This is a genomic window from Dawidia soli, assembly GCF_018598185.1.
Taxonomy (GTDB): domain Bacteria; phylum Bacteroidota; class Bacteroidia; order Cytophagales; family Cyclobacteriaceae; genus Ohtaekwangia; species Ohtaekwangia soli.
Window position 1 is genome coordinate 175,245 of record NZ_JAHESC010000007.1, and the last position, 12,396, is coordinate 187,640.

4 protein-coding genes are annotated in these 12,396 nt (G+C 55.6%); all 4 read left to right on the forward strand.

The annotated features are described in order from the left end of the window. The first annotated feature begins 60 nt into the window (after nucleotides 1–60). Nucleotides 61–4,461 carry a T9SS type A sorting domain-containing protein gene (locus KK078_RS07205; protein WP_254089577.1) on the forward strand — a complete coding sequence of 1,467 codons (4,401 nt, stop codon included), beginning with the start codon at nucleotides 61–63 and terminating at the stop codon, nucleotides 4,459–4,461. A 31-nt stretch (nucleotides 4,462–4,492) separates the two neighbouring features. Continuing rightward, nucleotides 4,493–8,884 (forward strand): T9SS type A sorting domain-containing protein, encoded by a 4,392-nt coding sequence (locus KK078_RS07210; protein ID WP_254089578.1) that lies wholly within the window; start codon nucleotides 4,493–4,495, stop codon nucleotides 8,882–8,884. A 333-nt stretch (nucleotides 8,885–9,217) separates the two neighbouring features. Continuing rightward, entirely contained in the window at nucleotides 9,218–10,750 is a 1,533-nt protein-coding gene (locus KK078_RS07215) for an alpha/beta hydrolase-fold protein (RefSeq protein WP_254089579.1), read from the forward strand. Nucleotides 10,751–10,870: 120 nt separating this feature from the next. Beyond that, nucleotides 10,871–12,396 (forward strand): ABC transporter permease (locus KK078_RS07220; protein WP_254089580.1); only part of this gene is annotated, 1,526 nt, incomplete at its 3' end.

Consider the following 12,396-nt stretch of genomic DNA (forward strand, 5'->3'; position numbering starts at 1 on the left):
AAACGTTTGTGTGATGGTGGGCTTGTCGGGACTTTACATGTTAAAGTAATGTAATAGCGTATGAAAACAAGACTTGCAGTAGCCTTTACGCTGAGCCTGTTCGCATCGGAACTACGTGCTCAAGGCTGGGCCATTGAATTGTTTTTTAATTACGGAGGTGTGTGTACTCCGTCCAATACGAACTCGATGAATATGTATTTGGTGTACAGTGTCAATGGAGGTTCTTTTGAGAACTTAACCGTTAATAATACCTACAGTACGTATGCGTGGGTCGGGGTGATAAAGAGTACATCGGTCTGGCAGGCGACGAATACGATCCGGGTAATGGGTTCAGCCACGTGCCCGGCGGGTACGTTTAACGTAGACAGAACGTTTACATACAGCTATGATGCCATCGAGTGTAATGGAGATCATCCGGGAACATCGGATGGAATATCGATGGGGGCATTTACGTTTTATCCGCGCATGAACGTGACGGTTACCCAGGGTTGTGACCAGGTAACGCTCCAGACGCCCTGTAACTACAAGATGGGCGGCTCCAGTACAAATAACACGACCGGCTGGGAAGTATCGACAAGCGCCGCCGGACCCTGGACGCCCATGACAGGAAAGTCACTGACCAACATAAAAGTCACGCCGTCCGATCTCATCGGATACGGTTTTTCGAACCCCTACAGCACCACGTTTTGGGTACGGGCGTGGGATAATTCGCTGTCGGGAAGGACGGGAGAACCGAAGTCCTTTACCTTTCGGGCTCCCCCTCCGCAGGTCACGCTTGTAGACGATACAGACGTTATTTGCCATGGTCAGGCCAACGGCAACGTGACATTGAATCTTTCTAATACCGTTTCGGCTGAAAACCAGTTCCGGATCAATTGTAACAATACAGATGATCCCGCCTCGAACTTTGCACTGTATTCGGTCCCGGCGGGAAACGTGCTGATCTCCGGTCTGAAAGGCGGTAACTGGAGCTTTATGGTAATAAACCAGGTGGCTGGCTATGGCGAGTGTAACACGACGTTGGACCATTTCGTCCGTCAACCTCCTGTAGTGACAATTGATTTTGATACACCCCTGCACAATGGCTTTACGGTCAGTTGTAATGGCGGCAACAACGGCGTGGCCACCGCCATCGGCGTGGGGGGAGTAGGAGGATATAAAGATTTCAGCTGGAACACAGGAGCAACAAGCGCCACGATCACGGGGCTTACAGCGAGCGTTTATACTGTAACCTTAAAGGATGCCAATGATTGTCCGGCTTCCGGCAGTGTGGAATTAAAACAACCGGCTCCGGTGAACGTGTCGTTGTCGCCGTCGAAAACGTATCCGAGTGGCCATGCGGTGAGCTGCTGGGATAAAAATGATGGTGGTATCAACAGCGCTGTATCGGGTGGCATAACGGGTCAGCCATATACCTATGCCTGGTCTACCGGTGCCACGGGGTCTTCCATTTCCGGCAGTGGTACCGGCACGTATACGGTTACCGTTACGGACGCCAATGGCTGCCCCGATTCGGAGAGCATTACGCTCGGAGCGCCGCCGGCGATCGATTTTATGATCGACCAGACCGGTACGCTTTCCTGCCCCGGCGACGCCACGGTCTCCTTTACGGGAAGATCCGTCGCCAATACGACCGGCACGGTGTCCTATGCATGGTCCTCGGGAGAGACGACGTTATCGGTCACCGACAAAGGAGCCGGCATGTATGCCCTGACAATTTCCGATCAGCAGGGATGTAGCACGACTAAATCGGTCACGCTCAATAATCCTCCTGCGCACACGGTCGCGATTGCGGCGGTGTCAAACTACAACGGCAGCCGCATCAGGTGTAACGGCGGAAGCGACGGCGAGCTTCAAGCCATCGTAAAAGATGCGGGCGGTGCGGTCGTGTCGGCGCAAAACTACCTGTGGACGCGGAATGGTACCACCATCGGAGAAAGCGCCGCCCTGACATCCGTCAGTGACCTGAGCGAAGGTGTGTATAAAGTAGTGGTTACGTATGGAACTTCATGTGAAGCCGAGCACACCTATATGCTGTCCGATCCCGATCCGATCACGGCCACGGCCGTGGCAACGACTGACTACAATGGCCAGCCCATTAAATGCTTCAACGGTACCGATGCCAACATCCGGGCCACGGCAGGTGGCGGCACGCCGGGTGTGTACAGCTATCGCTGGAATACCGGCGCGACCGGTGCATTGCTCACCGGTGTGGGTGCCGGTACGTATGTGGTAACGGTCAAAGATGTGAACCTCTGCGAGGGTAACGCTACGGTGACCCTGGACAATCCGGCACCGGTAGAAGCTTCTATTCTCAGCGTCTCCGATTATTCGGGGTATGGAGTCTCCTGTAACGGCGCCAATGACGGTCGTATCACGGCGGAAGCCTCCGGAGGTTCCGGTGGTTATACCTATAGCTGGTCCAACGGCGCAACGACGCCCGCGGTCACAGCACTTGGTGCCGGATCGTACACGCTCACGGTTTCCGATAACAACGGGTGCAGCGACGCGGCTACGCAACCGATCGCAAGTCCCCCCGCCATAACCCTGTCGGTGGTGCGTGAAAAAGATATTTCCTGCTTCAACGGGAGTGATGGTGAGATCGAGCTACTGGCGGGCGGCGGTGTCGGGAACTATCAGTACTCCCGGAACAACGGCGCCTCGTGGCAACCGGAGCATGTATTCGGTACGCTTACGCAGGGACCGTATACAATAACCTTGCGCGATGGGAACGGTTGTACGAAGACCGTGCCGTCTACGCTGAACCAACCGTCGCAGATCACCATAGCCTTCGCAGATCAACAGCCGGCCTTCTGTAACGATCCGGCGGGTACCGCCCGGGCGGTGGTGACAGGCGGCGTAGGCGGCTACACCTATCGGTGGGAGGATTCCGATGCAACGGTGATCGACACCGACGATGTCCTTTCCGGGGTAAAAGGTGGTACCTATACCGTGATCGTTCGTGACAACAACGCTTGCGAAGAGCGGAGCGATGTTCCGATCACCAGCACGGATGGCGCCCAGTCTACCTACGTGGCGACAGCGGCCAGATGTTTTGATTCTTCCGACGGCAGCGCAGAGATCACCATCACGAAGGGCGATGGTCCGTTTGTGGTCCGGTGGCCCGACGGACAAAGTACGCTTCAGGGTATCAATCTGAAAAAAGCGCAGTACAACGTCGTGATCACCGATCGCAATAACTGCACCGTGGTTCAGACCGTGGCCGTACCGGCCCCGGATGCCATATCCCTGGCCGTACAAAGCTCCATGATCCCGACGTGTAACGGGTTGTGCGATGGACAGATGACCCTGGCAGCCGGCGGGGGCGTAGGCGGATATGTATATGAATGGAACGGAAAGACGGGAGCAGCACAAACGCAATTATGTGCCGCGGTCTATCCGGTAACGGTAACAGATGCCAACAACTGTGTGCTGCACCGGGATGTGGAGCTTTTACAACCGGAACCTTTGGGTATACAGGTAGCGCAGGCAAGCCTGGCAACGTGTAAAGACGGCTGCGATGGTGCTCTCGAAGCGCTGGCTACGGGAGGTAACGGCGGCTATCAATATACCTGGGCCGCCGGCGGGGACACAAATATAAAAACAGGCCTTTGCCCGGGTACGTATGTGATCGCCGTGCAGGATCTGAAAGGCTGCCGGGCAGAAGCCTCGCTGGTCCTGAACAACACACCGGCCGTGCCGCTCGATCTGGGTGGCGGCGTAACGTTATGCGTGGGCCAGTCGCACACGCTGGATGCCGGCGCATCCTGGACGAGCATCCAATGGGGAAGCAGCACCGGTTTTGAAAGCACCGCGCAGCGTGTTACGATCGCCGATGTGGGAAGCTATTGGGTGGAGGTGCTTAACGATAAAGGTTGTGTCGGTCAGGATACCTTCCTGCTGCAGACCTCGTACGATCTTCTGCAGGCTTCCTTCATGATTCCAGGAGAAGCCGTTGCCGGCGATACGGTAGTGATGATCGACATCTCCTGGCCGTTGCCCGAGACGGTGGCGTGGCAGTACCCCGCCGCCATGCGGGAGGTGCTGAACCTGGGTGACGTGCTGTTTGGCCAGTTCGATGCGGCCGGCACCTACGAGGTAGCCATGACGGCCCGCCTCGGCGAGTGTGTGGACCAGATCAGCAAAACCATTGTCATCCTGGGCGAAGAGGCCGGGAGCGAAGGTGGAAAACTGGGACACGAGAAGTTTGTAAAGCAGTTTACGATATACCCCAATCCGACGGATGGAGCCTTCGACGTAGGCATCGAGCTGCTGGAAGAAAGTCCCGTGACCTTGAGCATCTGGAACTCGCCGACGGGAATCCTGATCAAACAAGTGCAGCGCAATGATCAGAGGCTGTACCACGTGTCTTTCGACCTGAGACCGCTGAACGCCGGTACGTATATCATCCGGTTGGACCATGCAAAAGGAAAAGAGTATATCCGGTTTGTTGTTTATTGATTTAGTATAAAAGTTGTTCATTTGATTTGTTATGAAATATATAAACGTTAGAACGTTACTGATCGTGTTGTTGCTGTGTACCGGGCGGGAAGTCGTTGCACAGCAATATTATATCAACCTGAGGGCTACCTTTAGAATGTGCGGCCATCCGCCGTGCAGTGGCACAGGCACATTTAACGGCCAGGGGTTTAGGGTCAATTCGGGCCTGTCGTATACCGGCGAATTGACGATTCCCGCGGCGGAGCCACCAACAGCCTATAGCTGTACATTCAGTGGCGGCTGCGGTCCGCCGCCCTGTACCACCGGCGGCGGCTCTTCAGGAGCAATGCCCAGCCCGTATAATGGAACCGTCACCATGAACAATGGCATCGGATCGTTCACCTATTGCTGGGAGCCGGTATTGGCAAAAACACAAGCAGCGCTTTCCGGGATACCCTGTGGCGAGGGCAACAGTGTAAATATATCGGTGGGCACCTGGGGGTATAGTTATCAATGGCAGGTCAGTGTTAATGAAACAAATGACTGGAAGGATCTGTGGACTACATCGGACGCCTCGGGCGCGCCGCTGCAATCGGGTTCGACCGTCGTGTCTCAGGACGCCCTGCGAGGCCTTTTTGGTTCCAATATTTATGGAAAGAATTTCTTTTTCAGGGCGGTCGTGACAGGGTGTAAGACCCGCACGGCGGAGCTGTCGGACGCAATATCGTTCGTCGCGCCCAAGCCGGTGATATCGGTAACCTCCCCAACCGACGTTGTTTGCAACGGTCAATCGGACGGAACCGTCGTAATGCGAATAGCCAGCACGGTAGTAGACCGGTTTTTTATTAACTGTACGAACCAGGATAACGGAGTTATTAAAATCGTTGAGGAAGCTCCGGTCGGAAACACGACCATTACCGGTCTGAGTGCCGGTCGTTGGAAATTCGAAGTGGGGAACAATAACACCATAGACCGGGATTTGTATGGGCAATGTTCTGATACAATCGAGCACCGCGTCTACGAACCACCGAAAGTCACCGTGAAGTTCGAACCCACGCTTCATAACGGTTATGAGATCCCCTGCAAGGGCGACAGCAAAGGAGAGGTCCGGGCTGTTGGCGAGGGTGGAGTAGGAGGCTATAAAGATTTTCTGTGGAATACAACGACTACAGGTGCCATGATCACCGGTCTCGCCGCCGGTACTTATTCCGTTAGCCTGAAGGATGCCAATGGCTGCGCCGCGTCGGGCAGTGTCGAACTAAAAGAACCGGCGGCCGTGCAGGTATCCTTGTCGCCGCCAAAAACGTATTTGAGTGGTCATGCCGTCAGCTGCTGGAATAAGAATGATGGCGGGGTTAACAGTGTGGTGTCGGGTGGCATCCCGAACCGGCCGTATACCTATGCCTGGTCTACCGGTGTTACAAGCGCTTCCATTTCGAATGTAGGTACCGGTACGTATACGGTCAAGGTTACCGACGAGAATGGTTGCTCGGGTTCGAAGAGCATTACGCTCGAGGCGCCACCCGCGATCAGCTTTGAGATCGACCAGACCGGCACGCTCGCATGTCCCGGGCATGCAAACGTTTCCTTTAAAGGTATAAACGTCGCCAATACGATCGGTACGGTTTCCTATGCATGGTCATCGGGAGAGACAACATTGTCGGTTATCGACAAAGGAGCCGGTACGTATGCCCTTACCGTCTCCGATCAGCAGGGCTGTAGCACCACCAGATCGGTAACACTCAATGGTCCACCCGCACACACGGTCACCCTGGTGCCGCTGTCGGACTACAACGGCAGCCCGATCAAATGTAACGGTGGAAGCGACGGCGAGCTTGAAGCGATCGTAAAAGACCCGGCCGGTGCCATAGTATCGGCAAAGAACTATCTGTGGATGCAAAACGGGGTCAAGATCGGTGACGGTGCCGGCCTGACATCGATGAACGATTTGCGTGAAGGGGTGTATAAAGTTGTTATTACGTATGGCACTACATGTGAAGCAGAATACACGTATACGCTGTCCGACCCGGATCCGGTCACGGCCCGTGCAGCGGCCACGACGAACTATAACGACCAGCCCATCCGATGCTTCAATGGCCGTGATGCCAATATCCGGGCCACCGCCGGCGGCGGCACACCGGGAGCGTACAGTTATCGCTGGAATACCGGTGCGACGGACGCATTGCTGACCGGCGTGGGCGCCGGTACCTATGTGGTCACTGTCAAAGACGTAAACCAATGCGAGGGCAGTGCCACGGTGACATTGGATAATCCCATGCCGGTGGAAGCTTCGATCCTCAGTGTTTCGGACTATTCGGGGTATGGTGTGTCGTGTAACGGAACCAATGATGGTCGCATCACGACAGAAGCTTCCGGTGGTTCCGGTGGCTATACCTATAGCTGGTCCAATGGAGCAACCACGCCGGTGATCACCGGGCTGGCAGGCGGATCGTATACCCTTACCGTTTCCGATAACAACGGTTGTGAAGACGTTGTTACGCAACCGATCTCGAGCCCCACCGTCGTAACCTTGTCCGTAGTGCGCGAAAAGAATATTTCGTGTTTTGAAGGGAGTGACGGCGAGATCGAGCTGCTGGCCGGCGGCGGTGTCGGGAACTATCAGTATTCCCGGAACAACGGCGCTTCGTGGCAGCCAGAGCATGTATTCGGCACGCTCACGGAAGGAACCTATACAATAACCTTACGCGACGGCAACGGCTGTACGAAGACAGCGCCGTCTACGTTGAGCGAGCCGAAACAGATCATGATTGATTTTGCGGATAAGCAGCCTGCGTTCTGTAACGATCCGGCGGGCACGGCCCGGGCGGTCGTCACGGGCGGGGTGAGCGGATATACCTATCGTTGGGAAGACGGCGACGGGACGGTGCTCGACACCGATGACGTCCTTTCGGGCGTGAAAGGCGGGATCTATACGGTGATCGTTCGCGACAACAATGCGTGTGAAGAAAGGAACGACGTTTCGATCACCAGCACGGATGGCGCCCAGGCTACGTATGTGGCGACGGCGGCCAGGTGTTTTGATTCTTCCGACGGCAGCGCAGAGATCACCATCACAAAGGGCGATGGTCCGTTTGTGATCCGGTGGCCCGACGGGCAAAGTACGCTGCAGGGTGTCAATCTGAAAAAAGCGCAGTACAACGTCGTGATCACCGATCGCAATAACTGCACCGTGGTCCAGACCGTAGACGTACCCGCACCGGACGCAATAGCCCTGGCAGTACAAAGTTCAATGATCCCGACGTGTAACGGGTTGTGCGACGGACAGATGACACTGGTAGCCAGCGGCGGCGTAGGTGGGTATGTATACGAATGGAATGGAAAGACCGGCGCGGCACAAACACAGCTCTGTGCCGTTGTCTATCCCGTAACAGTAACAGACGCCAACAACTGTGTGCTGCACCGGGATGTAGAGCTTTTACAACCGGAACCGTTGGATATACGCGCAGCAAAAGCAACCCTGGCGACGTGCAGGGACGGCTGCGATGGTTCACTCGAAGCGCTGGCAACGGGTGGTAACGGCGGGTATCAATATACCTGGGCCGCCGGTGGGAACACGAACATCAAAACAGGCCTTTGCCCGGGAACGTATTTGATCTCCGTACAAGATCTCAAGGGCTGCCAGGCAGAAGCGTCTCTTGTGCTGAACAATACACCGGCCCTGCCACTCGATCTGGGTGGCGGTGTAACATTATGCGTCGGCCAGTCACACACCCTCGACGCGGGCGCACCGTGGACGAACGTCCAATGGGGAAGCAACACCGGTTTTGAAAGCACCGGGCAGCGCGTTACGATCACCGATGTCGGAAGCTACTGGGTAGAAGTACTGAATGATAAAGGTTGTGTCGGTCGGGATACCTTCCTGCTGGAGACCTCGTACGATCTTCTGCAAGCTTCCTTCATGATTCCAGGAGAAGCCGTCGCCGGCGATACGGTAGTGATGATCGACATCTCCTGGCCGCTGCCCGAGACGGTGGCGTGGCAGTACCCGGCAGCCATGCGGGAGGTGCTGAACCTGGGCGATGTACTGTTCGGCCAGTTCGATGCGGCCGGTACCTATGAGGTGGCCATGACGGCGCGCCTCGGCGAGTGTGTGGACCAGATCAGCAAAACGATCGTCATCCTGGGCGAAGGCGCGGAGAGCGAAGGAGGAAAACTGGGGTATGAAAAGTTTGTAAAGGAGTTTACAGTATACCCCAATCCGACAGACGGCGCGTTCGACGTAGGCATCGAGCTGCTGGAAGAAAGTCCCGTAACCTTGAGCATCTGGAACTCCCCGACGGGCATCCTGATCAAACAAGTTCAGCGTAACGATCAGAAGCTGTACCACGTGTCTTTTGACCTGAGACCGCTGAACGCCGGTACGTATATCCTGAGGCTGGATCATGCAAAAGGAAAAGAGTATATCCGGTTTGTGGTTTATTGAGATCACCCGGTAAAACACGTCACGATACAAAAGCCGCATCTCTTCCGATGCGGCTTTTTCATTTTCATAGCGGTTAGCGGCCGTAGCGCATGAGGAAAGATGTAATTTAGTACGATGCAGATGCAACGTAACGGCACCCATCTGCATCTAACCTGTCGGGAGCCGGCCGGTGGCGGACAGGATTTGCTGTTTTCGAACACGGAGGCGGACGGCGCAGCGGACGTTGGCGGAAGGGAAGAGCCGTTTTGGCGCTGGGTTGCCGTTGCGCCGGGGCGCTGTAATTCTGGCATAGTGCATGTAACCCCGGGACCTATAGTTATGAAACCTGTTAATATGAGAAATAGTCGTTATTTGTTCTTCCTGCTGCTGATCGCGCTCGGAAGTCTCTCCTTTGCCACGCAAGCGCAGGATACCGTCCTGAACCTGTCCTTTCAAAGCCGGCTTGATTCCATCAGGTCGAAGATCCTGAACCAAAAGCGTTTGATCCAGGTGTTTACCCCCGCCGGGTATAAACCGGGCAGCGCCGCCACCTACGACGTGCTGTATGTGTTGGATGGCGGCAATTGGAACACCGGCTTGATCACGCGGGTACAGAGCTTTATACAAGGCGAAGGCTATGTGCCGCACACGATCATTGTTAGTGTATTGGGCATCGACCGGAACAAGGACCTCACCCCGACGCACCTGGAGGACTGGAAAACATCCGGTGGCGGCGAGCACTTCCTGCGCTTCCTGAAGGAAGAGCTCATCCCGTACGTAAACAAGACCTACCCCTCCAACGGTGACAATACACTCTGGGGCCACTCCCTGGGGGGAATGTTCGTCACCTATGCGATGTTAAAAGAACCCGCCGCCTTCAAGTCCTATATCGCGGTAGACCCCAGCATCTGGTGGGATAAGTGTTACGTCGCGAAGATGGCGGCAAGCCGGTTGAGCTCGTTGGAAGGGTTGAATACAACGTTTTATGTCGGCGGTCGCAACGCGACCGGCATGCATGAAATGAAAGTCGATACATTGGAGACGGTGTTGAAGAGCCATGCCCCCGCAGACGTACGCTGGAAGGTGGTTTCGTACCCCGACGAGTCGCACAGCTCCGTGCGACTGAAAACTACCTACGACGGACTGCGGTTTACCTATGAGGGGCTGGTCAGTAACATCGAGTTCCACCCCATGAACGGGGCGGTGCTGAAAGACAAGCCGGTCCACGTCTGGTATTTTGACGATACGACCAACGTACGGTATACCGTCGACGGCACGATGCCCACCCGGCACTCGGCCAGGGTACAACCCGAACTCACCCTGACGGGTGGCGGGAACGTTACCTACACACGCTTTACACAACGGACCCGGTACAATAAAACCACCACCGGTAATTTTACCGTGACCGCACCGCTTCGCCCCATGGCGAAATCAAAGAAACTGACGCCGGGTGGCTTTCAGTACAGCTATTATGAAGGAGACTGGGACACCTGGCCGGACCTGCGCGGGGTAAAGCCAGACAAGACCGGCATTACCGATCACAATTTTGACCTCGATCAGCTGCCGCGAAAAAAGGACTATGCACTGGTGGTAGAGGGATTTCTGGAAGCCACCGAGGATGGCCACTATATATTCCTGCTGGAAGGTGACAAGGGCACGAAGTTTTACCTGGGCGACCGGTTGTTGATGCAGTGGGATGGAGGGTATACGCGCAGAGTGGATAGTTACATCGTGCCGCTGCAGAAAGGATTTTATCCGGTCCGGATCGAATACCTGCATAAAAAAGAAGACTTTAAGCTCCGCGTGGGACATCTTACGCCCAGCCGGATCGAGACCAAAGACCCGCAGCCCATTCCCGACGCCGTGCAGTACCGGCAGAAACTGTAAAGGGCCAGGGCACAGACCTGGCCCTCGGGACAAGTAGTCGGTAGTGGCAATATTCCCGTGGTTGCCGGTAACCTCAGGCGGGATCGTGCTGTCAAAGGCGCAGGTTAAACTCCTCGCCGTATGTTCAGAAGCTATATTACCATCGGGTTGAGAAACATCTTGAAGTACAAGACTTTCTCGTTTATCAATGTGTTCGGTCTCGCCATCGCCATGGCGGTGTGCATGCTGATCATGCTCATGCTGGCGGACCACCGGCGGTATGATCGGTTTCACGAAAAGAAGGAACGCATCTATCGTATTCTGTCGAATCGTCCCGGCGACAAAGCGCCGTCGGCCACTACACCGTCACCGCTGGCCGGCGCGTTGAAGTCCGATTACTCCGTGGTAGAAGAAGTTACGCAGCTTCGGCGGGGCGTTGGAGGTGATATTATCTACGATGGCACCGCGGTGCAGGCGCGTGGCTATTTCGCAGATGCCGCCTTTTTTAGGGTATTCAGTTACGACGTGTCGGGTGGAAATGCGGCGCGGATGCTGACGGCACCAAATACGATCCTCATATCCGAGGCGCTGGCGCGGCAACTGTTCAACGGCGCGGAGCCCGTGGGAAAAGTTGTCGACTTTAACGACCGCGGCCTTTCCATGCTGGAGAGCGGTGAGCCCGGGGTGGCCATGCCGTGGGGAAGCTACACCGTTACCGGGATTATAAAAGATACGAAGGATCGCTCGCATTTGAAATTTGACGTATTGCTCTCCGCGGCGTCACTGCCGGTGTTGCAGGCAGCCGGCAAGATCGGTGACAACACGCACGACTGGTTCAATGACTTTTCTGTCTATACGTATGTCCTGACGGAGCCTGGCAAAGGTGACGCAGCGCTTACCGCGGCACTCGCGGATCTCGTAAAGCGCCGCTACGCCGGGCGGGAAGATCTGAAAGGGTTTGCCCTGCGGCAGCAAGCGCTGACGGCCATCACACCGGGGATATGGGTGAGCAATGCACCCGGGTATACACTTCCGCGGGTGGTGTATTATTTCCTGTCCATGCTGGCCCTGGTGATCATGGCGTCGGCCTGTCTGAACTACACAAACCTCTCTACCGCCCGCGCGCTGACACGCATGAAGGAGATCGGCATCCGCAAGGTGACCGGGGCGTACCGCAGGAATCTCATCGCTCAGTTCCTCAGTGAGTCGATGCTGACATCGTTGTTGGCCCTGGGAATGGCCCTGATCCTGTTAGTGATCATTAAACCGGCCTTTATGGGATTATGGGTCAACCGGTACCTGGATTTCAGCTTGCAGGCAAACGGCGGTATATATGGATTGTTCGTCGTCTTTTCCCTGGTCATCGGGTTGATAGCAGGCTTTTACCCGGCATTGCATTTGTCCGGATACCAGCCGGCAAAAGCGTTAAAAAACCTGGATACGCTCCGGCCGGGCAGGCTGGGCGTGCGCAAGGTGTTGAGCGTTTCTCAATTTGTCGTGTCGCTTTTTTTTATGACAACGGTCGTGCTCATCTACAACCAGTTCCGGCACTACCTCGATTTTGAGTATGGATTCAATGCGAAGAACGTGGTCAATGTATCCTCTGTCTCTTATACCCCTCTCCGAGCCCACGCGACGTCTTCTGAGCTCGTTTGCCGGGGTGGGGG

Bases quoted from the DNA above. Each gene is read 5' to 3' on its own strand.
- KK078_RS07205 (WP_254089577.1), top strand. From the start codon at position 61: ATGAAAACAAGACTTGCAGTAGCCTTTACGCTGAGCCTGTTCGCATCG.
- KK078_RS07215 (WP_254089579.1), top strand. From the start codon at position 9,218: ATGAGAAATAGTCGTTATTTGTTCTTCCTGCTGCTGATCGCGCTCGGA.
- KK078_RS07210 (WP_254089578.1), top strand. From the start codon at position 4,493: ATGAAATATATAAACGTTAGAACGTTACTGATCGTGTTGTTGCTGTGT.